The sequence below is a fragment of the Streptomyces sp. SCA2-17 genome, from assembly GCF_044336695.1.
Window position 1 is genome coordinate 2417417 of record NZ_CP117521.1, and the last position, 25023, is coordinate 2442439.

Annotated in this window: 21 protein-coding genes; 4 read left to right on the forward strand and 17 right to left on the reverse strand. The window is 72.8% G+C overall.

The window, feature by feature from the left end; genetic code table 11:
* Nucleotides 1-30: 30 nt before the first annotated feature.
* The 14 genes from PS271_RS10700 to rsmI all read right to left on the reverse strand — a co-directional run bounded on the left by PS271_RS10700 (nt 31) and on the right by rsmI (nt 16226).
* The gene (locus tag PS271_RS10700) at nt 31-729 is read right to left on the reverse strand and encodes a response regulator transcription factor (RefSeq protein ID WP_398381720.1); all 699 of its coding nucleotides are present in this window, start codon (nt 727-729) and stop codon (nt 31-33) included.
* A 313-nt stretch (nt 730-1042) separates the two neighbouring features.
* A complete protein-coding gene (locus PS271_RS10705; protein ID WP_398381721.1) occupies nt 1043-2833 on the reverse strand; it encodes an outer membrane protein assembly factor BamB family protein in 1791 nt (596 codons plus the stop codon).
* A 445-nt stretch (nt 2834-3278) separates the two neighbouring features.
* Nucleotides 3279-5090: an ABC-F family ATP-binding cassette domain-containing protein gene (locus PS271_RS10710; protein ID WP_398381722.1), complete on the reverse strand. Its 1812-nt coding sequence runs from the start codon at nt 5088-5090 to the stop codon at nt 3279-3281.
* 61 nt (nt 5091-5151) lie between these two features.
* Entirely contained in the window at nt 5152-7713 is a 2562-nt protein-coding gene (locus PS271_RS10715; protein ID WP_398381723.1) for an ABC transporter permease, read from the reverse strand.
* Between the two features lie 296 nt (nt 7714-8009).
* Nucleotides 8010-8276 (reverse strand): hypothetical protein, encoded by a 267-nt coding sequence (locus PS271_RS10720; RefSeq protein ID WP_398381724.1) that lies wholly within the window; start codon nt 8274-8276, stop codon nt 8010-8012.
* Between the two features lie 32 nt (nt 8277-8308).
* Entirely contained in the window at nt 8309-8491 is a 183-nt protein-coding gene (locus PS271_RS10725) for a DUF397 domain-containing protein (RefSeq protein WP_398381725.1), read from the reverse strand.
* Nucleotides 8488-9297, reverse strand: coding sequence for a helix-turn-helix domain-containing protein (locus tag PS271_RS10730; protein WP_398381726.1), 810 nt, complete (start codon nt 9295-9297; stop codon nt 8488-8490). Before PS271_RS10730 ends, PS271_RS10725 begins: the two co-directional genes overlap by 4 nt.
* A 114-nt stretch (nt 9298-9411) precedes the next feature.
* The gene (locus PS271_RS10735; RefSeq protein WP_398381727.1) at nt 9412-9813 is read right to left on the reverse strand and encodes a hypothetical protein; all 402 of its coding nucleotides are present in this window, start codon (nt 9811-9813) and stop codon (nt 9412-9414) included.
* 50 nt (nt 9814-9863) lie between these two features.
* Complete coding sequence (locus PS271_RS10740; protein WP_398381728.1) at nt 9864-10763, reverse strand: 4-(cytidine 5'-diphospho)-2-C-methyl-D-erythritol kinase; 900 nt, start codon at nt 10761-10763, stop codon at nt 9864-9866.
* Nucleotides 10764-11025: 262 nt separating this feature from the next.
* Nucleotides 11026-11907, reverse strand: coding sequence for a 16S rRNA (adenine(1518)-N(6)/adenine(1519)-N(6))-dimethyltransferase RsmA (gene rsmA, locus PS271_RS10745; RefSeq protein ID WP_398381729.1), 882 nt, complete (start codon nt 11905-11907; stop codon nt 11026-11028).
* Entirely contained in the window at nt 11904-13517 is a 1614-nt protein-coding gene (locus PS271_RS10750) for a resuscitation-promoting factor (RefSeq protein ID WP_398381730.1), read from the reverse strand. The genes rsmA and PS271_RS10750 overlap by 4 nt, the downstream gene beginning before the upstream one ends.
* A gap of 171 nt (nt 13518-13688) precedes the next feature.
* Nucleotides 13689-14612 (reverse strand): TatD family hydrolase, encoded by a 924-nt coding sequence (locus PS271_RS10755; protein ID WP_398381731.1) that lies wholly within the window; start codon nt 14610-14612, stop codon nt 13689-13691.
* A 30-nt stretch (nt 14613-14642) separates the two neighbouring features.
* Nucleotides 14643-15185: a hypothetical protein gene (locus tag PS271_RS10760; RefSeq protein WP_398381732.1), complete on the reverse strand. Its 543-nt coding sequence runs from the start codon at nt 15183-15185 to the stop codon at nt 14643-14645.
* A gap of 183 nt (nt 15186-15368) precedes the next feature.
* Entirely contained in the window at nt 15369-16226 is an 858-nt protein-coding gene (gene rsmI, locus PS271_RS10765; protein ID WP_398381733.1) for a 16S rRNA (cytidine(1402)-2'-O)-methyltransferase, read from the reverse strand.
* A gap of 338 nt (nt 16227-16564) precedes the next feature.
* Here rsmI and PS271_RS10770 point away from each other — a divergent pair, with 338 nt between their 5' ends.
* The 4 genes from PS271_RS10770 to PS271_RS10785 all read left to right on the forward strand — a co-directional run bounded on the left by PS271_RS10770 (nt 16565) and on the right by PS271_RS10785 (nt 21443).
* A complete protein-coding gene (locus PS271_RS10770; RefSeq protein ID WP_398381734.1) occupies nt 16565-16942 on the forward strand; it encodes a cupin domain-containing protein in 378 nt (125 codons plus the stop codon).
* 37 nt (nt 16943-16979) lie between these two features.
* On the forward strand, nt 16980-18740 hold the full coding sequence (locus tag PS271_RS10775; protein ID WP_398381735.1) for a dolichyl-phosphate-mannose--protein mannosyltransferase: 1761 nt from the start codon (nt 16980-16982) through the stop codon (nt 18738-18740).
* A gap of 185 nt (nt 18741-18925) precedes the next feature.
* On the forward strand, nt 18926-20557 hold the full coding sequence (locus PS271_RS10780) for a penicillin-binding transpeptidase domain-containing protein (RefSeq protein WP_398381736.1): 1632 nt from the start codon (nt 18926-18928) through the stop codon (nt 20555-20557).
* Nucleotides 20558-20657: 100 nt separating this feature from the next.
* Nucleotides 20658-21443, forward strand: coding sequence for an SDR family NAD(P)-dependent oxidoreductase (locus PS271_RS10785; protein ID WP_495656773.1), 786 nt, complete (start codon nt 20658-20660; stop codon nt 21441-21443).
* 17 nt (nt 21444-21460) lie between these two features.
* On the opposite strand, the gene PS271_RS10790 is transcribed toward PS271_RS10785, so the two are convergent.
* The 3 genes from PS271_RS10790 to PS271_RS10800 form a co-directional block, all read right to left on the reverse strand.
* On the reverse strand, nt 21461-22312 hold the full coding sequence (locus PS271_RS10790; protein ID WP_398381738.1) for an EamA family transporter: 852 nt from the start codon (nt 22310-22312) through the stop codon (nt 21461-21463).
* A 49-nt stretch (nt 22313-22361) separates the two neighbouring features.
* Entirely contained in the window at nt 22362-23714 is a 1353-nt protein-coding gene (locus tag PS271_RS10795; RefSeq protein ID WP_398381739.1) for an acyltransferase family protein, read from the reverse strand.
* Between the two features lie 84 nt (nt 23715-23798).
* On the reverse strand, nt 23799-24980 hold the full coding sequence (locus PS271_RS10800) for a serine hydrolase domain-containing protein (protein WP_398386800.1): 1182 nt from the start codon (nt 24978-24980) through the stop codon (nt 23799-23801).
* Nucleotides 24981-25023 lie beyond the last annotated feature (43 nt).

The window sequence follows — 25023 nt, forward strand, 5'->3', positions numbered from 1 at the left end:
TTCCCATAACTGGGGGCACGCCCCGGACCCCTAGGAACCCCTCTGCGGGGGCAGCGGCCCCGGCCCGGCGGCCGCGCGGTCCAGCAGCCCCGTACGCGCGGCGAGCGCCGCCGCCTCCAGGCGCGAGCCCACCCCCAGCTTCATCAGCACCCGCTGAACGTGCGTGCGCGCCGTGCTCGGCGCTATCCCCATGCCCGCCGCGATCAGGCGCGTGTCCTCCCCTTCGGCGACCCGGACGAGGACCTCCACCTCCCGCGGGGTGAGGAGCTGGAGCAACCGCGCTCCTTCGTCGTCCGGCTGGGCCGCGGGGTTGAGCAGCTCCGTGAACGCGCCTTGCAGGAGCTGCGGATCGACCGCCGCCTCTCCCGCCCGCGCCTTCATCATGGCGCGCTCGACGCCCTCGATCCGCTCGTTGTGCCGCACATAGCCGGATGCGCCCGCGGCGAAGGCCGCGGCGATGCCGAGCGGGCTCGGCACCGGGCCGAGCACGACGACGGCCACCTGCGGCCGGTCCCGCTTGATGCGGACGACGGGGTCGAAGGCCCCCGGCTCGGCCGGTGTGGCGGTGCCCAGCAGGCACACCTCGGGTGCGCGGCTCACCACCAGGTCGGCGGCGCCCGCGCTCGGCGCGGCCGCGGCCAGGACCCGGTGCCCGCGCAGCTTCAGGGCCGAGGCGAGCGCCTCGGCCAGCAGTCGGTGATCATCGACCACCATGAGCCGCACGCCCATGCGCTTGCCCCCTGTCGCCCCGCGTACGTCTCTACGTCTCCTTGTCGACCCCTCGACCCCGGAAGCTACACGCTTGTTCGACGTTGCGCGCCCCTTACCGGTGAGAAGTCCCCCGGAATGCCGAAATCCCTGCCAATCACGTGTACTTCGCGACTGAAACGGATCGTTCAGGCACGGCAGCGCGACGAGCAGGGATACGACTTCTCCGACGTCAATTGTGCTTGATCACGGCGCCAAGCGGTCGGAAACCGCTGTACGGGCAGCGCCGTGATCAAGTTGCGTCAACGCGGGCGGTCAAGCCTTCCGGGCCGGGTCAGCTCCCGCCGAAGGCCATCATCATGTACTGCTTCCCCAGCGCGGCCGAGCTGCGGTGCGCGGAGGTCGAGCCGAGGTAGAGCCGGCCCTGGGCCCACAGGCCCTGCTGGTAGTCGGGCGAGAGCTCCCGCTCCGGGCGGGACGTTTCGTCGGCGTTCTTCAGCAGCACCTCGCCCTTGTACGTCTTGGGGTCGATGCGCAGCACCTTGCCGCCGGCGTTGTAGGTCGGGATCTGGTACGCGACCGGGTAGCCGTCCGTGTCGACGCCGAGGGGCACGAGGGTGGAGCCGGGGGTGCCGTCCGTCTTGCCCTTGGTCTGGCCGGTGGCCAGGTCGAAGGCGACGATCTCGTTGACGCGGCCGGGCCCGTCCGCGTTGCCGGAGGAGTGGTCCGCGGTCGGCATGTAGAGCGTGTCCTTGGTGATGGACAGCTTGGTGCAGCCCTCGACGTCGGTCGACGGGCAGCGCGGCTCGTACTTGCCGTTGTCCGTGGAGATCTTGCTGCGGAGCTTGCCCTCCTTGGCGCTGTCGTCGACCACGAAGAAGTCGGAGGCGCCGTTGCCCGTGCTGCCGCCGGCGTTGACGGCGACGACGAGGGGCTCGGTGGAGGCGATGTGCGGCCAGCTCAGGCCGGGCGGCAGCTGGTACTTGGACTTCACCGCGCCGGTCTTGGGGTCGAGCGTCTGGACGGTGACGATGCCGCGCTCGATGTCGCCGCAGCGGCGCACGGCGACGAGCTTGCTGCCGCCGCCGTAGCCGCCGTCGCGGCAGTCGTCGCCGTCGGCCTTGGGCGCCCACAGCTCCTTGCCCTCGTCCAGGGACCAGGCGGCTCCGCCGCTGGTGCCGCCCGCGGCGACCGTGCCGCCGCCGATGGTGACCTCGTCGAAGATGACGTCGCGGTCACCGGACTTGGCGGACTTCTGCCAGAGCTTGGTGCCCTTGTTGACGTCGAAGGCGATGACCTGGGTGCAGGGGCCGCCGTACTTCTTCTCCTGGCTGGGCTTGCCGTCGCTGACCAGGATGACGGCCTTGCCGTCGGCGGTGGCCTGCGGGTTGGACCAGCAGACGGCGCCGTCGAGGGGGAGCTCCCACTTCTTGCCGCCGTCCAGGCCGTAGCCGACGATCTTGTACACGTCGGCCTTGGCGACGGCCTGGTCGGTGGCCCACATGCCCTTCGTGTTGACCAGGTCGTCGACCTTCTCCTGCTCGACGTTGAAGAGCATCTTGCCGTTGACGGACTTGGGCTTGCTGTTGCCTCCTCCGCCGCCCTTGTTGCCCTTGTCGCCGGTGCCGCCGGTCTGGCCGGCGCTGGAGACGTTCGGCTCGTCGTCGTCGCTGCCGCTGGTGGCGAACCAGATGCCGCCGCCGGCGAGGACGAGGACGGCCGCGACGGCGCCGGCGATGATCGCCATGCGCTTCTTCTTGACGCCGTCGCCTCCGGGGCCGCCGGGTGTGCCGGGCGCGCCGGGGTACTGGCCGGGGGCGCCGTACGGGCCGGGCGGCTGCGTCGGGTACGCGTTGTACTGCGGGTAGCCCTGCGCGGGCTGGCCGGCGCCGGCCGGGCCCGGGTAGCCGTAGCCGCCCGGGGGCGGGGTCTGCGGCGCGGCGGGGGGCGGCGGGGGCGGGGGTGTCTGCGGGTAGCCGTAGCCGGGCTGGCCCGCCGGGGCCCCCTGCGGGGGCTGCGGGGGCTGTTGCGGCGGCTGCTGGGGCGGGTAGCCGTACGAGGGGCTGGGTGCCCCGAAGCCCGGCGGCGGCTGGTTGGGCGGCTGGGGCGGGGGCGGTGTTGACATCAGCTTTCCTCGTTGCGGCGGGGCTGGCGGATGTTCTTTTTATCACCCGGTACGGACGGGACACGGGCTGAGACCGCCCCGTGACGAGACCGTTGCGGTGACCGGATGCCCTTGGGCTCGGCGGTGCCGTACGGGTTTGGGTGCGTTCGGCACCGCCGAATGCCGCCGCTGTGGTTGCTCGCCACGGCGGCGGATTCAAGGATGCCGGTGCATCCTTGACCGGCCGGGCTGCCGAGCCGTCAGGCCGCCGGGGCCGGTGAAGGGTGGCGCCCGTCACCCTTCAAACCGCCGCAACGGCGATCAGCCACCGCGGCGGAGACCGGCGGTGCCGGGACCGGCTCAGGTGTGTTCGGCACCGCCGGATGCCGCCGTTGTGGTTGCGCGTCGCCGCGGCGGGTTCAAGGATGCGGAGCATCCTTGACCTGTCATGCCGACGCCGGAACGGCTACGCGTCTTCCGCCAGTTCCAGCCAGCGGAGTTCCAGGTCGTCGCGTTCGGACGCCAGTTCCCTCAGCTCGGTGTCGAGCTTGGCGACGGCCTCGAAGTCGGTGGCCTTTTCGGCGATCTGGGCATGGAGCTTCGCTTCCTGTTCGCTGATGCGGTCCAGGCGGCGCTCGATCTTATGGAGTTCCTTCTTCGCGGCGCGCGCGTCCGCCGCGGACTTCGCGGGCGCGCCCGCCGCCGGGGCCGCGGCCGGAGCGGCGGCGGGCGTGGCGGCCTCGATGACGCGCCGGCGCCGCTCCAGGTACTCGTCCAGGCCGCGCGGCAACATCCGCAGCGCCCGGTCGCCGAGGAGCGCGTACACCCGGTCGGTGGTGCGCTCGACGAAGTACCGGTCGTGGCTGATGACGATCATCGAGCCGGGCCAGCCGTCGAGGAGGTCCTCCAGCTGCGTCAGGGTCTCGATGTCGAGGTCGTTCGTGGGCTCGTCGAGGAAGAGGACGTTGGGCTCGTCCATGAGGAGGCGCAGGATCTGGAGCCGGCGGCGCTCACCGCCGGAGAGGTCGCCGACCGGCGTCCACTGCTTCTCCTTCGTGAAGCCGAACTTCTCGCACAGCTGCCCCGCCGTCATCTCACGGCCCTTGCCGAGGTCCACGCGGTCGCGGACCTGCTGCACGGCCTCCAGCACCCGCATGGCGGGGTTGAGTTCACCGACCTCCTGGGACAGGTAGGCCAGCTTGACGGTCTTGCCGACGACGACCTTGCCGCCGGCCGGCTGCTTCTCGCCCTCGGTGGCGGCCGCCTCCGCGAGGGCCCGCAGCAGCGAGGTCTTGCCGGCACCGTTGACGCCGACGAGGCCGATCCGGTCGCCCGGGCCGAGCTGCCACGTCAGGTGCTTGATCAGCTCCTTGGGGCCGGCCTGGATGGAGACGTTCTCCAGGTCGAAGACGGTCTTGCCGAGGCGCGAGCTCGCGAACTTCATCAGCTCCGCGCTGTCGCGCGGCGGCGGCACGTCCGCGATGAGCTCGTTCGCGGCCTCGATGCGGAAGCGCGGCTTGCTGGTGCGGGCGGGCGCGCCGCGGCGCAGCCAGGCCAGCTCCTTGCGCATCAGGTTCTGCCGCTTCGCCTCCTCGGTCGCGGCGATGCGCTCGCGCTCAGCGCGCGCGAAGACGTAGTCGCTGTACCCGCCCTCGTACTCGTGGACGACGCCGCGCTGCACGTCCCACATGCGCGTGCACACCTGGTCCAGGAACCAGCGGTCGTGCGTGACGCAGACGAGCGCCGAGCGGCGCTGCTGGAGGTGCTGGGCGAGCCAGGAGATGCCCTCGACGTCGAGGTGGTTGGTGGGCTCGTCCAGGACGATCATGTCCTGGTCGGCGATCAGCAGCTTGGCGAGCGCGATGCGGCGGCGCTCGCCGCCGGACAGCGGGCCGATCACGGTGTCCAGGCCGTCCGCGAAGCCGGGCAGGTCGAGCCCGCCGAACAGGCCCGTGAGCACGTCGCGGATCTTCGCGCTGCCCGCCCACTCGTGGTCGGCGAGGTCGCCGATGACCTCGTGCCGGATGGTGGCGGCCGGGTCGAGCGAGTCGTGCTGCGTGAGCACGCCGAGGTGCAGGCCGCCGGCGTGGGTGACGCGGCCCTTGTCCGCCTCCTCCAGCTTGGCGAGGATCCGGATCAGGGTGGTCTTGCCGTCACCGTTGCGGCCGACCACACCGATCCGGTCGCCCTCGTTCACGCCGAGGGAGATGCCGTCGAGCAGTGCACGGGTGCCGTACACCTTGTCGACGGCTTCCAGATTGACGAGGTTGGCTGCCATGCCGCTCCTTGCGTGGGGTTCCTGGCTTCCAGGATCCCATGCCCGCGGCAAGGTCCCGGGGTCAGATCCGGGCCGCCTCCACCGGCCGGTGCCGCAGCGCCCACCACGTGGGCACGAGGGTCGCCGCCAGCGTCAGGGCCAGGCCCGCGCCGATCACCGTGACGGCGATCTCCGGCGGCCCGGAGATCGCCCCCGTACCGCCGCCCAGTGCGTAGCCGAACGGCACCAGCGTGCTCGCCGCGGCCGCCCCGCCGAGGAGGAGGCCCACCACGGCCACCAGGCCGCCCTCCACCGCCATCATCCGCATCACCTGTCCCCGCGTGGCCCCCGTGAGCCGCTGGAGCGCGAACTCCTTGCGGCGGTTGCCGACGGCGACGGCGGTCGTGTTCACGACGGACAGCGCCGTGTACGCGACGAGCATCGCGATGATCAGGTAGTTGACGGACGCCTGCGTGCGGCTGCCCTGCGCGTGCGCGGTCGTCACCGCGTCCCGGTCCATGACCTTCAGCCCCGGCTGCTGCGCGGCCAGCGCGGTGAGGTCCCCCGCCAGCCGGTCCCGGCCGCCGTCCGCCGCCCGCACGAGGAGCTGCGCGGGGAGGCCGGCGGTGGTGTGCGGGGCGAGCAGCTCGGCACTGGTCAGCGCCGACTCGAAGCCCTCGCGTCCCTTGAACAGCGCCACGACCCGTACGTCGGTCCGTACGCCGTCGCCCATCCGCAGGGTGATCGTGTCCCCCACGGTGCGGTGCATGCGGTGCGCCACGGTCTCGGGCAGCGCGATCGCGTTCCCGCGCAGCCCGTCGAGGCTGCCCGCGCTCGCCTTCACGGCGAGGGTCCGCGCGACGCCCTCCGCGCTCACGCCCTGGAGGGGCAGGCCCTTCTTGTTCTCGTCACCGTCATGCGGCTTCTCGGTGTGCGCGGCGCTGGTCACGTACGCGCTCGCCCCCGCGACGGACGGCAGCGCCCGTACGCGCGCGAGCAGCGCGGGGTCGACCCCGCCCGCCGCCGAGGTGAGGACGGCGTCCGCCCGGAGGTTCTCCGCGAACGCCTTGTCCGACACGGCGGCCGTGGTGGTCTGGAGGTAGAGGTTCCCGGTGGCGATCGCGCTGGCGAGCATGACCGGAGTGGCGATCGCGGCCACCTTGGCCGTACGGGCGCGGCAGTTGAGGACGGCGAGGCGGCCGGCGGGCCCGGTCAGGAGCCGTACGGGCCAGTGCAGGACGAGAGTGACGGCTTTCGTGAACCAGGGGCCGAGGAAGGCGAGGGCGATCGCACAGCACATCACCGTCGGCCCTGCGGTGCTGGCCGCCACCGGGCCGCGCAGGACCAGCGCGGTGACGAGCGCCAGGGCGACCGTTCCGGCGAGGAACAGCAGCCCGGCGGCGATCCGTACGGGGTGCAGGCCCTGCTGCTGCACGGCCGCCTCGCCGAGCGCCTGTACGGGCTTGGCGCGGACCGCCCGCGCGCTGCCGAGCAGGCCGCCGCCGACGGCGGTGAGGAGCAGCGCTCCGTAGGCGGGCATCGCCGGGATCCAGCCCTGGCTGAACTCGACGGTGCCGGCAATCATGCCGCTGTCGACGAGCGTGTCGTACAGGGCCCGCCCGGCGAGCGGCCCTGCGGGCCAGGCCGCGGCGCCCGCCAGCACCATCACCATGAGCGTCTCGCCGAGCAGCATGCGGCGGAGCTGGCGGGTGGACGTGCCGATGGCCCGTAGGAGGGCCAGTTCACGGCTGCGCTGCTGTGCCGACAGGGCGACGGTCCCCGCCACGACGAACGCCGCGACGAGGATGACGAGGCCGCCGACGACGCCGGACAGCGCGATCAGGTCGTCGCTGCCTTGCAGCACCTCCGGGTGCTCTACGGAGCCCCTGTCGTCCCCGGAGAGGAGGGTGACGGGCGTGTCCGTCTGGGCGGCGAGGGCCTCTGTTATGTCCTTGCGGACGGCGTCCAGGTGGGCGCCGGGGGCGAGAGTGACGGCGATGTCGGCGACGGTGTCGGGGCGGCCGGAGAGGCGGGCCGCGTCCGGTGCGGAGAGGAAGAGGGTGGTCTGGGGGACGTCTTCGGCTTGGGCTATGCCGCTCACTGTGTACGTGGCCGAGCCGCCGTGTGCGGCGATCCGTATCCGGTCGCCGGGTGCGGCGCCCGCGCGGCGGGCGGTGGCGGCGTCCAGGACGACCTCGCCGCGGGCGGGCGCGGTGCCGGCCGTGAGGGCGTACGGGGTGAGCGCCGCGGACTCCCATGCGTGGGCTTGGGCGGTGACCGTTGCGGTGCCGCCGCGGCCCAGCACGGCGGCGTCGAAGGTGCGCTCCCCGACGGCGGTGCGTACGCCGGGTACGGCGCGGATCTTGTCGGTGAGGGCGGCGGGGATCTCCGCCCGTTCGGGGAGGGTGGTCCGCTTCTTGTGCTTCTTGCTCGTCGCCACGGCGTGGGTACGGTCGCCGGTGACGAGCAGCTCGGCGCCGGCGAGGCGTTGCGGCGGCACGTTGTTCCGGATGCCGGTCTCCATGAGACCGCCGCAGCCCATCACTAGCGTGGCGCCGATGAACAGCGCGAGGAAGGTGGCGGCGAAGCCGCCGATTCTGTAGCGCAGCGAGCGTGCTGCGAGCTTGCCCATCACGGGGTTCACGCTAGGGAGCGGCGCGGGCTTCCCCCATGGGAACAGCGGGCGTCTCCGGGGTGGGGGTAGCCCTACCGCGGCCGCGGTCGTGAAGAGCCGGGTGGGCTCGGGCCGTGGTCCGGTGCCGGGTGCCGGGGCCTCCGGGGTGGGGGTCCGGGGCCGTATATTTACGGGCCCGTTGCCGCGGACGCGAAGGGTGCCCCGGTATTGGGCCCACAAATACACGTCAGCGCCCCGGACCCCCACCCCTCCACCCCCGGCCCCCTCCCGCACGCTGTGATGCGCCGGGCTCGCCCCCGGAGTGATCAGCCCTCGTCAGCGAGGACGGTGTCCTCCCGGTCGAAGACCGACAGGTCGAGGATCACCACGACGTGGTGGACGATTGCGTACCGGGCGAGGACGTCGTTCGTCAGCCGGACCTGCCGTACGTTTCCGCCCATCGCCAGTGACTTCTCATGCCGGGGGCGCTCGGCGAGGACGATGACGGCGCGGTCGAACGTCTCGCGGCGCGCCACGTTGAGACGGTCGCGCCGCGCCGCGGCTTCTTCGCTGTAGCGGATTGCGTAACGCATACGGGGCGAGCGACCTGCCTCTCGGCTGTAGGTCAGACGACGGTCACGTGCCCCACGAAGGCCTTCCAGGCGGGTGCGCCTACGGCGAGTTGGGGCCCGCTTTTGCGTTTGGAGTCGCGTATTCGTATGGCCTGGGGGAGGACGGCGACTTCAACGCACACGTCTCCGTCGGTGCCGCTGTAGCTGGACTTCACCCACGACAGCTCGCTTATCACAGCTCTTCCGCCACCCTTCTGATCATTTCGGCCGAAGCTTCGACGTCAAGTGCTTGCATGCGGATCATGGAGTGCCGCTTCACCAGGTCGCCCACCTTTTCCGTGTCGGTGAACAGCAGGTGGGACCCCTGCGCCTCCTGATAGCCGTACTGCCTGAAATCGGCAGTCTCCATCACGGTGAAGGATCCGCTGATCCCAGGAGTGGCGCCCTGGCCGAGGGGCAGGACCTGGATCGACACGTTGCGCAACTTACCCACCTCCAAGAGGTGGTTGAGCTGACCCTTCATTACTTCGGGGCCGCCCACAAGTCCCCTCAGGGCAGCTTCGTGGATCACAAAGCTGAACAGCGTGGTCGTCTTCTTCAGCAGTTCCCCGCGCTCGATCCGCCCAGTCACACGCGCTTCGACGGTCTCGTCGTCCACCGGCGGACAGTGGCTTGCCATGAGCGCCCGTGCGTAGCCCTCGGTTTGCAGCAAGCCGGGGATGAGCAGGACGTCGTACCAGTGGAAGGCGACCGTCTCGGCCTCAATGGCCATGTACTCGCGCACGCGATTGTTGAACCGGTCCGGCTCCAGGTACGGATGGGCCGCCTTCAACTTTCCGCACGCGCCGAACATGCTGTCCGCCACCTCAAGGAGGTGCTGGGACGGCCTGCGCCGTCCCATTTCCATCGACCTCACGGCCTCGACGCCGTACCCCGCCTCCGCTGCCAGCTCCTCGCGGGAGACGTTCGCCGCCTGGCGCCACAGCTTGATCTGGTTGCCGCACAGGCGCCACGCCATCGGCGAGTCGGATCGCAGTTCCATCCCGGCATCCCGCCCCTTCTGCCTACCTCTGTCGGTAGCAAGGGACGCTAGGGCGGGCAAGCCGCAAACACGCCGGACTCGAAGAACTACTCCCCGAACGGGTGAACGGGCGAACTACTGCCAGGGCTGGGGCTGCTGCTGCCCCGGCATCATCGGCGGCGGAAGCTTCTGCAGTTTGGACTTCACCGTCATGTTCCAGATCAGCGTGAACGGCGTGAAGAGTGCCAGGGACAGCGGGCTCCACCAGCCCTGCCACAGCGTCTTGCCCGTCATGTCGCTCACCACGGACAACCCGCAGTTGCGGCAGAACGGTCCCCGCACATGCAGGAACCGCATCATGATGAGGACTCCCTGGTGCTGCCGGACCGTCGCCTCGACGGCGGGGAACCCGCCGCACATCCGGCACGACGGCCCCGCGAACATGGGCGCGGGCGCAGCGCCGGGCGCCGCGTAACCGTACGCGGGCGGCTGCTGCTGGTACGGATTCTGCTGCTGGTACGGCGGCGGAGTCGCCACGTTCGTAACCCCCGATTCAGGCGCCCCTCCTGGGCGCGGAATCGCAGAGCCTAACCGACAGTGATCGTCGCTCCGGGCGCCGGCCCCGCCGCCACTCGGACCGCCCGGCACGTGCCGGAAGCCTTCAGCGCCTCGGCGACCTCTTCCGCCTCCGCCTCATCGCTGACCAGGAACGCCGTCGTCGGCCCGGAACCCGAGACCATCGCCGCCAGCGCCCCCGCCTCCGTACCCGCCGTCAGCGTCTCCGCCAGCGACGGCCGCAGCGAGACCGCCGCCGCCTGGAGGTCGTTGGCCACGGCGCCCGCCAGCGCGACCGCGTCCCCGGCCCGCAGCGCCTCCAGCAGCGCGGGCGACGGGTCGGGCGACGGCACGTACGCGTCACTCCGCAGGCGGTCGCACTCCCCGTACACGGCCGGGGTCGACAACCCGCCATCCGCGACGGCGAACACCCACCAGAAGCTCCCGCCCGTCTCGACGGGCGTCAGGAGCTCGCCCCTCCCCCGGCCCAAAGCAGTCCCGCCGACCAGGCTGAACGGCACGTCGCTGCCGAGCTCGGCGCAGATCTCCAGGAGCTCCTCGCGCGAAGCCCCCGTCCCCCACAGCTCGTCGCACGCCACCAGCGCGGCCGCGCCGTCCGCGCTGCCGCCCGCCATGCCGCCCGCGACGGGAATGTCCTTCTCGATGTGGATATGGACGTTCGCCTCACGCCCGTGCCGCGCGGCCAGGGCCAGCGCCGCCCGAGCCGCCAAATTGGAACGGTCCTGCGGAACCTTGTCCGCGTCCGGCCCCGAACAGGTCACCCGCAGCTCATCAGCCGGCGTCACCGTCACCACGTCGTACAGACCGACCGCCAGAAACACATTGGCCAGGTCATGGAAGCCGTCAGGCCGCAGCGGGCCGACCGCGAGCTGGACGTTGACCTTGGCGGGAACGCGAACGGTCACGGACACGGAGCGGGCTCCTACGGGTGGGGGCGATATCGGTCACCCCGATCGTACGGGGGACGAGAGCGCCAGCCGGAAGACGGCGGAGGTGGTGGGGGCGCAGGGGTGGGGGTCCGGGGCGCTGACGTGTATTTGTGGGCCCAATACCGGGGTGCCCTCGGCGACCGCGGCAACGGGCCCGTAAATATACGGCCCCGGACCCCCACCCCGGAGCCCCCGCCACCGGCACCCGAACGGGCCCGCACCGGCACCCGAACCACCGGCCGGCTCAGCCCGGCTTGTTCTCCGCGATCGCCGCGAACTCGTGCACCGTCAGCGCCTCGCCCCGCGCCTGCGGCGAGATCCCGGCCGCGACCAGCGCCGCCTCCGCCGCCGCGGCCGAACCGGCCCAGCCGGCCAGCGCCGCCCGCAGCGTCTTGCGCCGCTGCGCGAACGCGGCGTCCACGACCGCGAAGACCTCGTCCTTGCTCGCCGTGGTCTCGACCGGCTTGTCGCGGCGGACGAGCGACACCAGACCGGAGTCGACGTTCGGCGCCGGCCAGAAGACGTTCCGCCCGATGGAACCGGCGCGCTTGACCTCCGCGTACCAGTTGGCCTTCACGGACGGCACGCCGTAGACCTTGTTGCCGGGCGCGGCGGCGAGCCGGTCCGCGACCTCGGCCTGGACCATGACGAGGGTGCGCTCGATGCTGGGGAACCGGTCCAGCATGTGCAGCAGCACCGGCACGGCGACGTTGTACGGCAGGTTGGCCACCAGCGCCGTAGGCGGCGGCCCCGGAAGCTCCTGTACGTGCATCGCGTCGCTGTGGACCAGCGAGAAACGGTCCGCCCGCTCGGGCAGCCGCGCCGCGATCGTCGACGGGAGCGCTCCCGCCAGCACGTCGTCGATCTCGACGGCGACGACCCGGTCGGCGGCCTCCAGCAGGGCGAGGGTCAGCGACCCCAGGCCGGGGCCGACCTCGACGACGACGTCGTCGGGCCGGACCTCCGCGGTGCGGACGATGCGCCGGACCGTGTTGGCGTCGATCACGAAGTTCTGGCCGCGCTGCTTCGTCGGACGTACGCCGAGGGCTGCGGCCAGCTCGCGGATGTCGGCGGGGCCGAGCAGTGCGCCGGAACCGGACTCGTCTGTGCTGGGGCTGGAGCTCACCCGTGAAGTTTACGGCCGCACACGGGCCACGGGCTCGCCCCCCGGCTGACGTACAGCTTCTTGGCCCGCAGCGTCTGCTCGGAGGCGGGCGCGTCCTGCGGCCGGCCGCTGCCGCCCAGGGACCGCCAGGTGTGCACGTCGAACTGGTAGAGGCCGCCGTACGTACCGGACGGATCGACCGCGTCCGGGCGGCCGCCGGCCTCGCACTGGGCGAGCCCGTCCCAGTTCAGGCCGTCCCCGCTGACGCTCTGGACGGAGACGGGGCGGGGCTTGGTGCCGACGCGGACGATCTGGGTGCGGGGCTCCCGCACGGTCTCGGAGGCGACGCGGCGCGGCTTCTGCTTGACGCCGTTGACGGTGCGCAGGGCGTACGTGATGCGTTCGACGCCCTTCTCGCCGCGCTGGGAGACGACCTCGGTGCCCTTGAACAGGTCGGGGTCGTCGTGGCGCTCGGTGGTGAAGTCGATGGGCTCTTCGCGGACCTCCTCGCTGCCGGTGATCCGCATGACGGAGATCGTCTGGCCTTCGCGGGGGAAGCTGTCGGGGTCGACGGAGGTGGTGTCCTCGCCGTGGAGGGAGATGCCGGCCTGTTCGACGGCTTCGTGGACGGTGGCGGCGTTGGTGCGGATGGTGCGTTCGCGGCCGTCGGCCATGAAGGTGACAGTGCGCTCCGTACGGACGTCGAGGTCGAGGCCTTCGCGGCTGATGGGGGCGGAGCGGGCGGCGGAGAGGTAGGCGCCTTCGGCGCGGACGCCGAGCTGGCGCAGGGCGCCGTCGACGGTGCGGGCGGTGGTCCACATGCGGCGGTGCTCGCCGTCGAGGGTGAGGGCGAGGGGGCGGCCGTAGCGGACGTGGATCTCGTCGCCGCGGGCAAGGTCGTGGCCGTGGCCGGGTGAGACGTCGTCGTGCTCGCCGAGGGCCATGCCCTGGTCGGCGAGGAGCTCGTCGACGTCGTCGGCGAAGGTGTGCAGGACGCGCTCGCGGCCGTCGACGGTGAGGTGGACGGTCTTGTCGTCGGCGACGAACGCGGACGTGCCGCCGGCGAGGAAGGCGACGACGAGGGCCTGCGGGAGGAGCTTGCGGAGGGCGTCGGGGCGGTCGCCGGGGCGCTTGCGGCCGCGGCCGCCGGAGCGGCGCTCAGAAGCGAGGCGGGGGGCGTCCGGGGCGGCCTCGGGGGCCGGGGCCTCGGCTGAGACGACCTCGCCCGCGACGACCTGCCCCGCCGCGTACACCTCCCGGGTGAGCGGCTGGCGCGGCAAGTGCGCCGGCGGCGGCGCGTCGTAGGGCGCGTCGTAGGGCGTCTCGGGGCCGGCCGACTCGCGGGGCTCGGGCAGGAAGGGGTCGTACGGGACGGAGCCGGGGCCCGCGGGGGCGGGAACCGGTTCGTATATCGGGTGGTAGGGCTCTGAAGGCCCGGCGGGGGCGGCGTAGGCGGCGTAGTACCGGCTGTCGCCGTAGCGACCGTCGTCGTAGCGCCCCGCAAAGTACGGATCGTGCGGGTCGTACGGGTCGTGCGCGGCGTACGGGCTGTACGGGTCGAACGGGTCGTACGGCGGTGCTTCCGCCGCACCGCTGCGTGCGGCGCGGGGGCTGCCCTGTGCATGAGTCACGTGACGCTCCCCTGGGACGGGCTTCGGCCCGGGACTGTAGCGGAGGGGGCGTCACTCTCCAAAGTCGGATCATCACACGGTGTCGCGGGGCGTGGGGTGCGGAGGGGGCGCGCGGAGGCCTTCGCGGACCACCTCGGGAGCCGCCCCGTCAGCCGCCGGGGCGGCCGGATTTCAGTAACCGAAGGCCCGGGCCGTGTTCGCCGCGACGGCCGTGGCGAGCTCGTCCTCGCCGATTTCCTTGTGGCCCGCCATGGCGCGCAACGTGACCGGAATGAGGTACGGCGCGTTGGGCCGTCCGCGATAGGGGGCGGGGGTCAGGAAGGGCGCGTCGGTCTCGACGAGGATGAGGTCGAGGGGCGCGACGGCGAGGGCGTCGCGCAGGGGCTGGGCGTTCTTGAAGGTGACGTTGCCGGCGAACGACATGTAGTAGCCGTTGTCGGCGCAGACCTTCGCCATGGCGGCGTCGCCGGAGTAGCAGTGGAAGACGACGGCGTCGGGCGCGCCCTCCTCGTCCAGGACGCGCAGGACGTCGGCGTGGGCCTCGCGGTCGTGGATGACCAGGGCCTTGCCGTGGCGCTTGGCGATGTCGATGTGGCGGCGGAAGGAGTACTCCTGCGCCTCCATGCCCTCCGGGCCGGTGCGGAAGAAGTCCAGGCCGGTCTCGCCGACGCCCTTGACCTGCGGGAGCGCGGCGAGGCGGTCGATCTCGGCGAGGGCTTCGCCGAGGGCCTCGCGGCCGCCCGCGGGGCGGGTGCCCTGGCGGGACCAGCCGTCGGGGTCGCCGTGGACGATGCGGGGAGCCTCATTGGGGTGGAGGGCCACGGTGGCCCAGACGGCGTCGTGCGCGGCGGCCGTCTCCGCGGCCCAGCGGGAACCGGCCACGTCGCACCCCACCTGGATGACCGTCGTCACGCCGACGGACGCGGCCTTGGCGAGCGCGTCGGCGACGGTTCCGCCCTGCATGTCCAAGTGGGTGTGCGAGTCGGCAACAGGAATGTTCAGCGGGGCCGGGAGCGGCGGTGGGACGTCCTTGTCCGTCTTGTCGGTCTTGCCGCTGCCGGTCCTGCTACTGCTGTTCGATGCTGTTGCCGCCATGCGAGCGATTCTAGGCAGCGCCCGTGACCGTCAGCGCTGGTGCTCGCGGTGGGCCCGGAAGGGGTGGAGGAGATCGGAGAGGTGCCAGTGGTGCGCCCGGTCGGGCTCGCCGGCGCTCTCCGGCGCCTCCGCGCGCTCCCGGCGCGACCGGTGCCACGGCTCCGGGCCGCCGGCGTGGAGGGGGCCCGCGGGGGCCTGCTGGGTGGCCGGGACCTCATGGGCGGGGCGGTGCAGGACGTCCGCGATCAGCGAGACGCGGCCGGACCGCATGATGCGCACGACATGCTCGCCGCAGTTCACGCAGGTGGGGCGGGTCAGCGGGGACGGGACGCGCTCGCCGTCCGCGTAGTAGATGACGAAGGGCCGGCCCTCGGCGTCCGTGTGGTGCTTGATCTCGTACGACTGCTCCCAGCCGTGGCCGCACCGCATGCAGGCGAACGAGTACGACTCGTGCACCGTCTCCGTCTCCAGCACGGTCGGAGGTGCGGCGGCGGTGAATGTGCTGCGCTCGGGGGCCGGCTGCGGGCCGGCTATCGAGTGGACACCGTTCGAGGTTCCTGCGATCTCGCTCATGGCAGCTCCTCTTGTCCTGAGGACAAGTCTCTCCGGGACCGGACGTCCCACATCCAGGGAACGCCCATCCCGGCGACGGCGCAGCAGCCCTTCCCCCGAATTGGGGCAAACTTGGCGGGGTACTGCCCAAAGTCCCAGGTTGCCAGGCCTAAGCTTTGCTTTTCAGATTATCCCTTTACTGTCTTATGGGCCCTGGTGTGGCGCATTTTTTGCTGCGACGACCGCATCAAAGACCTCGCGCTTGGGTAGGCCTGCTTCCGCAGCCACAGCCGCGATGGCCTCCTTCCGGCGCTCGCCGGCCTCCTCGCGCGCCCGCACACGGCGCACGAGCTCCTCGGCGTCCAGCTCCTGGGGGCCGGGCTCGGGTGCGCCTTCCACGACGATCGTGATCTCGCCGCGTACGCCTTCGGCCGCCCAGGCCGCGAGGTCCTTCAGCGGGCCCCGCTTGACCTCCTCGTAGGTCTTCGTCAGCTCGCGGCAGACCGCGGCGCGGCGGTCCGCGCCGAAGGCCTCCGCCATGGCCGCGAGGGTGTCGTCCAGGCGGTGCGGGGCCTCGAAGTAGACGAGCGTGCGGCGCTCGCCCGCCTCCGCGCGGAGGCGGGCCAGGCGCTCGCCGGCCTTGCGGGGCAGGAAGCCCTCGAAGCAGAAGCGGTCCACGGGCAGGCCGCTGACGGCCAGCGCCGTCAGCACGGCGGACGGGCCCGGCACGGCCGTCACCTTGATGTCCTGCTCGACGGCGGCCGCGACGAGGCGGTAGCCCGGGTCGGAGACGGAGGGCATGCCGGCGTCGGTGACCAGCAGCACGCGGGCGCCGCCGGCCAGGGCCTCCACGAGCTCGGGGGTGCGGGCCGACTCGTTGCCCTCGAAGTACGACACGACGCGGCCGGTCGTGTGCACGCCCAGCGCCTGGGTCAGCCTGCGCAGCCGGCGCGTGTCCTCCGCGGCGATCACCTCGGCGGCGGCGAGCTCGGCGGCGAGGCGGGGCGGGGCGTCGGCGACGTCCCCGATGGGAGTACCAGCAAGTACGAGCGTTCCAGTCACGCCCCCATCCTCCCAGGCGCGGGGCGCCTCCGGCGCGGGTCGCGTGACGGCGGAGGGTGCGCCCCCGTCGCGGGCGGCTTCTCCCGCCTGCCGACGGGGGCGGGTGCCCCGCGGGGCGGGGTTCCTTGCCGACGGGCAAGAGTGCGTGTCCGGCCATCCGGCCGACAGGTAAAGCCGCGGGCTGCGGCCCGCCTCCTTGCCGCAGGCAAGAAAAATCCGCCGCAGCGGCGCGCAACCACCACGGAGCTGCCCGGCGGTGCCGGGATCACCCCCGTGCGAGCGGGCCCGCGAAGGCGGACCCTGTAAGGGTCGAGGTCCGTACGAGAGAGGTGGGTGGCATGGCCAGGGTTTCCAGGGAGCGGGCCGCGCAGGTCAGCACGTACGGGCCCATCGTCCACCGGCACGAGGACATCGACGGGTACACCGTCGACTTCGTGACCTTCACCGATGACGTCGACGGCACCGGCCTCTTCCGGGGTCTGCCCGGCGGCGCGTGCAGCTGCCCGCACTGGGGCTACGTACTGAAGGGCCGCCTGACCTACCGGTTCCCGGACGACGGAGGCCGTGAGGAGGTCTTCGAGGAGGGCGACGCGTTCTACCTGCCGCGCGGGCACGTGCCGCTCGCCACCGCGGGGAGCGAGGTCGTCCAGTTCAGCCCCACCGCGGAGCTCCGCGTCGTGGAGGAAGCGATGCAGGCGAACATGCCCGGGCGGTGATCCGCCGGTCCACAGGCTGGTTCCCTACGATGGCGCGGTGACCAGTGACACCGCGACGCACGCCTCGCAAGGCCGGACGGCAGCCGAGCAACCGCCACCGTGGCAGCTCAGACTCCGCCGGTTCGGCTACGCGGCCCGGCCGCAGCAGGACGTGCGGGAGCGGCTCGTCCCTCCGTTCCCGGAGCCGGGGACGCGCGTGTGGTCACTGCTGGGCGTGCGGCAGGACGCCGCGCACCGGCTCGCCCGCTGGTCGGGCTGGACGGGCCCGCTGCTCGTCACCCTCTTCGCCGGCCTCATCCGCTTCTGGCACCTCGGCAGCCCCAAGGCCGTCATATTCGACGAGACCTACTACGCCAAGGACGCGTGGGCCCTGTGGAAGTACGGCTACGAGGCGAAGTGGCCGGACGACATCAACGACAAGGTCATCGGGGGCTGGTCCGACGTCGCGGACGCCCCCGGCTACGTCGTGCACCCGCCGGTCGGCAAGTGGGTCATCGGCCTGGGCGAGTGGCTCTTCGGGCTGAACCCCGTCGGCTGGCGCTTCATGGTGGCGGTGCTGGGCACCCTGTCCGTCCTGATGCTGTGCCGCATCGGCCGCCGCCTCTTCCGCTCCACGTTCCTCGGCTGCCTCGCGGGCGCCCTGATGGCCGTGGACGGCCTGCACTTCGTCATGAGCCGCACGTCGCTGCTCGACTCGGTGCTGATGTTCTTCGTGCTGGCGGCGTTCGGCTGCGTCCTGGTCGACCGGGACCGCTCGCGCGCCCGGCTGGCCGCCGCGCTGCCGGTCGGCCCGGACGGCGTGGCCTGCCCCGACGACGGGGTCGGTGACGGCCTGCGGCTGGGCCCGCGCCCGTGGCGGATCGCCGCGGGCGTCTTCCTGGGCCTGGCCTGCGCCACGAAGTGGAACGGCATCGTCTTCCTGGCCGCGTTCGGCCTGATGATCGTCCTGTGGGACGCGGCGTCCCGGCGGACGGCGGGCGCCCGCCGCCCGTACCGCTCGGCGCTGCGCCGCGACGTGCCGTGGGCGTTCCTGTCGACGGTGCCGGTGGCGATCGCGGTCTATGTGGCGTCGTGGACCGGCTGGTTCGCCAACAGCGGCACGTACGACAAGACGAACGGCTGGCAGCACAGCGGCTACTACCGGCACTGGGCCGAGAACGACGGCGGCTACAGCACGGACGGCTTCCTCTCCGGCGTCCTCAACCCGCTGCGCAGCCTGTGGAAGTACGAGCAGGAGGTGTGGCACTTCAACACCACGCTCTCCTCGCCCCACACGTACCAGTCCAACCCGTGGAGCTGGCTCGTCCAGGCGCGCCCGGTCTCGTACTTCTACGAGTCGCCGAAGCCGGGCGAGGACGGCTGCCCGGTGAACGCGGCGGACAAGTGCGCGCGCGAGGTGCTCGCGCTGGGCACCCCGCTGCTGTGGTGGGCGGCGTGCTTCGCGCTGGCGTACCTGCTCTACCGGTGGGCGCTGCGGCGCGACTGGCGGGCGGGCGCGGTGCTGTGCGCGGTCGCGGCGGGCTATCTGCCGTGGTTCCTGTGGCAGGAGCGGACCATCTTCATCTTCTACGCGGTGGTGTTCCTGCCGTTCCTGTGCCTGGCGCTGGCCATGATGATCGGCGCGATCCTGGGGCCGCCGGGGTCCTCGGAGCGGCGGCGGGTGGCGGGCGCGGTCGGTGCGGGCACGCTGGTGCTGCTGATCGCGTGGAACTTCGTCTACTTCTGGCCGATCTACACCGGCCATGCGATCCCGATAGACGCGTGGCGGAACCGGATGTGGTTCGACTCGTGGATCTGACGTGGACCGGGCTGACGTGGATCTGACGGCGATTCAATAACCCTGAAGGAAACCTGAAGGACCGGTTCCGGCCATAGCCCCCTCCGGCGCCCCGGCCTTCCCGTACAGTGCCCACACAGAGGTTTTAATCGGATGATTAAACCGGTCGGGCGGGGAGGCCCGGTACGGGCCTGGAGGGGGAACACATGCACAAGGGAGCGAAGATCGCGATCGGCGTCGTGGCGACGGCGGTCGTGGGGGCGGCCGGCCTGGGCGCGTACAACCTGGTCGACGCCGTGGCGGGTGACGGCTCGACCGGGGCGCACGGCGAGCCCGCCCCGCTGAGAACCGGGCCGCCGACAGCGGCCGAGATCAAGAAGACCGCGCAGGACTTCCTCGCCGCGTGGGAGTCCGGCGACGCGGCCAAGGCCGCCGCCTTGACCGACAACTCCGGCGCGGCGGCCACCGCCCTCACCGGCTACCGCGAGACCGCGCACGTCGAGAAGGTGTCCCTCAAGCCGGGCGCGCCGCAGGGCGCCAAGGTGCCGTTCTCGGTGAGCGCCGAGATCTCCTACGGCGAGCAGCGCTCGACGTGGACGTACGACTCCTCGCTCGACGTCGTCCGCGGGCGCACCAGCGGGCAGGCGCTCGTCGACTGGCAGCCGGCCGTCGTCCATCCGCAGCTCGCGCACGGCGAGACCCTGCGGACCACCGCGGCCGCCCCGCCGCAGGTCGACGCGCTCGACCGGAACGGCGCGAAGCTGGACGCCAAGGACTATCCCTCGCTCGCGTCCGTCCTGCCGCAGCTGCGCAAGCGGTTCGGGGAGAAGGCGGGGGGCGCGCCGGGGGTGGAGGTGCAGGCGGTGCCGGAAGGCGCTGCCGGGGCCGGGAGTTCCGCCCCCAAGACCCTGCACGTCGTCTCTAAGGGCAAGCCCGCCCAGCTGAAGACCACGTTCGACGCCGGAGTCCAGCGGGCGGCCGAGGCGGCCGTGAACCTCCGCGACGACGCGTCCGTCGTCGCGGTCAAGGCCAGTACGGGCGAGATCCTCGCGATCGCCAACTCCAAGAAGACCGAGTTCAACACCGCGCTGATGGGGCAGACCGCGCCCGGCTCCACGATGAAGATCATCACGTCGGCGATGCTGATGGAGGCCGGGAAGGCGTCTCCCGGCAAGCCGTTGCCGTGCCCGAAGTACGCCACGTACGGGATGCGCTTCCACAACGTGGAGGAGAGCGAGAACCCCGGCGCGACCTTCGCGCAGGACTTCGCCGCCTCCTGCAACACCGCCTTCATCTCGCTGGCGGGCGAGGTCGGTGACGGGGCGCTCGCGGCGGAGGCGCGGGACGTCTTCGGGCTCGGGATGGAGTGGAAGACGGGCCTCGCCACGTTCGACGGCAGCGTGCCGGCCGAGTCCGGGGCGGGCAAGGCGGCGGCGATGATCGGGCAGGGCAAGGTGCAGATGTCCGCGCTGAACGTCGCCTCGATGGCGGCGACGGTACGGGCCGGCTCCTTCCACCAGCCCTACGTCGTCGACCCGTCGCTCGACGACCGGAAGCTCGCGCGGGCGCCGCGGTCCCTGCCGGGGGGTGTCGCCGAGCAGCTGCGGGGCATGATGCGGCTCACCGCGACGGCGGGGACGGGCGCCCGGGCGATGTCCGGGCTCGGCCCGGACATCGGCGCGAAGACCGGCTCCGCGGAGGTCGACGGCCAGCCCAAGCCGAACGGCTGGTTCACCGCGTACCGCGGCGACGTCGCCGCGGCGGCGGTCGTCCCGAGCGGCGGCCACGGCGGCGACTCGGCGGGCCCACTCGTGGCGTCGGTTCTGCGGGCGTCCTGAGACGGCCCGCACGATCGGCTGTCGGCTCCGGCCGTCCCCGCCGCCGCGGCGGTCTTTTGGGGGCGGCGGGAGGTGCCTACCGTTGCCGTTCATGGAGGCTCTGCAGCGCTTCGGTGGGTACGTCGTCCTTGTTACCGGTGCCGGGCGCGGCATCGGGGCCGCCATCGCGCGGCGCCTCGCCGCGGAGGGCGCCCGCGTGCTCGTCACGGATCTTGACGGCGACCGAGCCGACCGCGCCGCGAGCCGGCTCCGTGCCGACGGCCTCGCGGCCGAGGCGTACCCGTGCGACGTGGGCGACCGGGCGGCCGTCGAGGCGGCCGTGGCCCGCGCCGTCGAGCGGTTCGGCGGGCTGGACGTCCTGGTCAACAACGCGTACGCGTTCCACTCCGACCCCCCGCTCGTCGAGGACGTCCCCGACGAGACCTGGGCCCGGGACCTCGACATCACCCTGACCGGCGCGTTCCGCTGCGTACGGGCCGCCATGCCGCACCTGGCCGCCGCCCCGGACGGCCGCGGCGCCGTCGTCAGCATCGGTTCCGTCAACGGCGAGCAGGACTTCGGCAACCACGCCTACAGCGCCGCCAAGGCCGGCCTCGCGAGCCTGACCCGCACCCTGGCCGGGCAGTGCGCGCCCCGCGGCGTACGGGTCAACCTCGTCGCCCCCGGCACCGTCCGCACGCCCGGCTGGGACGACCGGCCGGGCGCGCTGGAGCGGGCGGCCGGGCAGTACCCGCTGGGGCGGGTCGGCGAGCCGGAGGACATCGCGGCGGCCGTCGCCTTCCTCGCCTCCCGCGACGCCTCCTGGATCACGGGCGTCACCCTCCCCGTGGACGGCGGCATCCTCATCGGCAACCTCGGCCTGCGACAAGCGCTCAAGAGACAGTGAGCGGCGCAGCCCACGCCTCACCCCGCGTGCAGCATCATCCCGATCCCCGCCACCATCAGCCCCGCCGCCGCCACCCTCGGCGCACCGAACCGCTCCTTGAAGAACACCGCCCCGATCGCCGCCCCCACCAGGATCGACGACTCCCGCAGCGCCGAGATCGGCGCGAGGTCCGCGCGCGTCTGCGCCCACAGCACCAGCCCGTACGCGGCCACGGACAGCACCCCGCCCGCCAGTCCCCGCACCGCGAACGGCCTGACCTGCGCCGCGAACCCGCCGCGCCGCGTCACCATCGCGTACACCGGGATCGGGAGCCCCTCCAGGATCATCAGCCACGCGATGTAGCCGAGCGGCGTCCCGGAGGCGCGGACTCCGAGGCCGTCCACGACCGTGTACGCGGCGATCGCGAGGCCCGTGGCCGCGGCCGCGGCGATCGCCGCCCAGTGCGGCCGCTTCCCCGAGCCCCGGATCCCCCAGAGCGCGAGCCCGACCAGCCCGGCCGAGGCCACGAGGACGCCCGCCGCCTGCCAGCCGCCGGGCGTCTCGCCGGCGAACACGGCGGCCAGGACGGTGACCGCGAGCGGGGCCGTGCCCCGGGCGATCGGGTACATCTGCCCGAAGTCGCCGAGCGTGAACGACCGCATGAGCAGCAGCTGGTAGACGACGTGCAGGACCGCGGAGCCCAGCAGGTACGGCCAGGCAGCGCCCGCCGGCAGGGGGACGAAGCCCGCCATCGCCACCCCGCACAGCGCCCCGCCGCCCCCGACCAGCGTGAAGGCGACGAGCTGGTCCTTGATGCCGTGCGCGACGGCGTTCCAACTGGCGTGCGTGATGGCGGCTATGAGGACGGCCGTGGCGACCAAAGGGGTCATGGACCAGGACGTTAGTCCTGGGTGTACGCCCCACGCGATGACGTGCGTCTCACGCCGCAGAGCGCCGCGCCCGCCCCGCCGTCTCCACGAGCAGCCAGCCCACCGCGCACATCATGACCGTCACGGGCGCGGTGACCCGTACCGCGACGAGCACCGCGGAGTGCCCCTCCAGGAGTCCACCGAAGCCCACCATGGACAGTCCGAGCACGCCGAAGAGGGCGAGCGTGACACCGAGCGCGGCGGCGGGAGCGGCGCCGCGGCGGGCGGCGGGCGCCCCCGCGGAGACCGAGGCCGGCGGCTGCTCGGCCCTGCGGAAGACCGCGACGAGGAGCGCCGTGACGACCGCCGCGGCCGCGATGCGGAGCGGGACGTGCAGCCACCAGGCCGCGCTCGCGGGCGCCGGCAGGGTCACGTGCGCCGCGAGCATCGCCCCGTACACGCCCAGCATCGCCGTGAGGTGCCACAGGAACGCCGTCATCGCGACGCCGTTCGCGGCGACGACCGTGCGCCAGACGCGGGGGCGGGCCACCGCGCGGGTCATGCGGCCGCGCAGCAGCTCGACCGCGCCGATCAGCCACATGCCGTGGCAGAGCAGGGCGGCGGTGGGCGGCGCCATGTTGCTGATCTTCTCGCCCGGCATGCCCACCATCGAGAGCGGGTACGGGCCGAAGGCCACGAGGGCGACGGCCCCGGCGAGGCCCGCGGCGGCGAGGAGCGCCGGGCGGCGCAGGCGCCCGTCCGCGCGGAGGAAGCCGAGCTGGTGGACGGCCAGCCAGACGAAGGCGAAGTTGAGGAACTCCACGTACGGGACGCCGGCGGCGAAGCGCAGGACGTCGACGGCCGCGGCGGCGGCCGCCAGGACGGCGAACGCGCCCCAGCCGTAGCGCTCGTGGAGGCGCAGGAGGGGCGGCGTGAAGGCCACCATGGCGAGGTAGATGCCGATGAACCAGAGCGGCTGGGCGACGAGCCGGGCGGCGACGTCCGTCAGGTTCCCGTTCCCGCCCGCCAGTTGCACGGCGAGCGCGCCCGCGCCCCACACTGCGACGAAGAGCATCGTGGGGCGGAGGAGGCGCTGGAGGCGGGCGCGCAGGAAGAGCGCGTAGGCGGGGGCGCCGCCGGTGCGGCGGGTGAGGGAGCGGTACGAGAGGGCGTGCGAGAAGCCGCCGACGAAGAAGAACACCGGCATGACCTGGAGGAACCAGGTCAGCAGTTGCAGCTTCGGCTCGACCGCGAGGAGGTTGCCGACGGCGGCCCGGCCGTCGTCGTCCACGGTGACGGCGGCCATGAGCCAGTGCCCGAGCACGACGGTCCCGAGGGACGCCACGCGCAGCAGGTCGATGACGCGGTCGCGCGCCCCGGGCGTCGCCGCGGCGAGCTCCCGCGCGCTCATTATCGTTCCCATGCACGCGAGCCTCGCCCGCGCGGGCGACCGCCCACCACCGCCGGGGTACTCAGATCGCTCCTGAGTACCCGCGGGAGCTACGAGCTACGCCGCGAGCGCTCGCGAGACCGCGCGGACCAGGGCCTGGGCCCGGGGGTCCGCGGTGACGTTCTTCTGCATGCCGTTCGTGACGTACGCGAAGGACAGGCCCGACTCCGGGTCGGCGAAGGCCAGGGAGCCGCCGCGGCCCGGGTGGCCGAAGGAGCCGGGGGCGAGGAGCGGGGAGGCCGGGCCGTGGAGCATGTAGCCGAGGCCGAAGCGGGTGGTGACGACGAGGACCTTGTCCGGCCCGGCGGACTCCTCCGTGCGGGCCAGGGTCAGCGTCGCGGGGGCGAAGAGGCGCCGTACGCCGTCCACGTCGCCGATGAGGGAGGCGTAGAAGCGGGCGAGGGCGTCGGCCGTGGCGATGCCCGCGGAGGCGGGCAGTTCGGCGGCGCGGTACGCCGGGTCGTTCTCGTCCGCCGCCGGGGAGATCGCGGCGAAGGCGCGCCGGGTCAGCGACTCCGGGTCGCCGTAGGCGTCCGTGACGGACTGCTTGGGGCGCACGCGCAGGCCCGCCGAGGGCGCGGCGGCGGCCGGCGGCTCGATGTCGGCGATGCGCCCGGCGCGGGCCGCCTGCTCGGGCTCCGGCATGCCGATCCACAGGTCCAGGCCCAGCGGCCCGGCTATCTCCTGGGCGACCCAGCGGCCGATGGACCGCCCGGTGATGCGCTCGACGAGCTCGCCGATCAGCCAGCTGTACGTCTGGGCGTGGTAGCCGTGCGCCGTGCCGGGCTCCCAGGCCGGGGCCTGGGCGGCGACGGCTGCGGGGCCGCTGACGCCGTCGACGGCCTGCGCCGGGGTGAGGGGCGTGTCGAGCGCGGGCAGGCCGGCGCGGTGCGAGAGGAGGTGCCGGACGAGGACGCGCTCCTTGCCGGCCGCCTTGAACTCGGGCCAGTACGTGCCGACGGGGGCGTCCAGGTCGACCTGGCCGCGCTGGTGCAGGAGCAGCAGGACGGCCGCGGCGACGCCCTTCGTGGCGGAGCGGACGATCTGCGCGGTGCCGTGCTGCCACGGCTCCTCGCCGCCGTCGGCGTCGCGCACGCCGCCCCACAGGTCGGCGACCTTGCGCCCGTCGCGGTACACGGCGACCGCCGCGCCCCGCTCGCCGCGCCGGGCGAAGTTCTCCGCGAAGGCGTCCCGGACCGGTTCGAAACCGTCCGTCACCGTGCCCTGGACGTCCACCACTGTTGCCTGCTCCTGTGCCGATTGCTGCAAATTCCTCCACCAT

Bases quoted from the DNA above. Each gene is read 5' to 3' on its own strand.
- PS271_RS10700 (WP_398381720.1), bottom strand. From the start codon at position 729: ATGGGCGTGCGGCTCATGGTGGTCGATGATCACCGACTGCTGGCCGAG.
- PS271_RS10760 (WP_398381732.1), bottom strand. From the start codon at position 15,185: ATGAGCGAGATCGCAGGAACCTCGAACGGTGTCCACTCGATAGCCGGC.
- PS271_RS10770 (WP_398381734.1), top strand. From the start codon at position 16,565: ATGGCCAGGGTTTCCAGGGAGCGGGCCGCGCAGGTCAGCACGTACGGG.
- PS271_RS10730 (WP_398381726.1), bottom strand. From the start codon at position 9,297: ATGGAACTGCGATCCGACTCGCCGATGGCGTGGCGCCTGTGCGGCAAC.
- PS271_RS10790 (WP_398381738.1), bottom strand. From the start codon at position 22,312: ATGACCCCTTTGGTCGCCACGGCCGTCCTCATAGCCGCCATCACGCAC.
- PS271_RS10795 (WP_398381739.1), bottom strand. From the start codon at position 23,714: ATGGGAACGATAATGAGCGCGCGGGAGCTCGCCGCGGCGACGCCCGGG.
- PS271_RS10780 (WP_398381736.1), top strand. From the start codon at position 18,926: ATGCACAAGGGAGCGAAGATCGCGATCGGCGTCGTGGCGACGGCGGTC.
- PS271_RS10710 (WP_398381722.1), bottom strand. From the start codon at position 5,090: ATGGCAGCCAACCTCGTCAATCTGGAAGCCGTCGACAAGGTGTACGGC.
- PS271_RS10755 (WP_398381731.1), bottom strand. From the start codon at position 14,612: ATGGCGGCAACAGCATCGAACAGCAGTAGCAGGACCGGCAGCGGCAAG.
- PS271_RS10720 (WP_398381724.1), bottom strand. From the start codon at position 8,276: ATGCGTTACGCAATCCGCTACAGCGAAGAAGCCGCGGCGCGGCGCGAC.
- PS271_RS10705 (WP_398381721.1), bottom strand. From the start codon at position 2,833: ATGTCAACACCGCCCCCGCCCCAGCCGCCCAACCAGCCGCCGCCGGGC.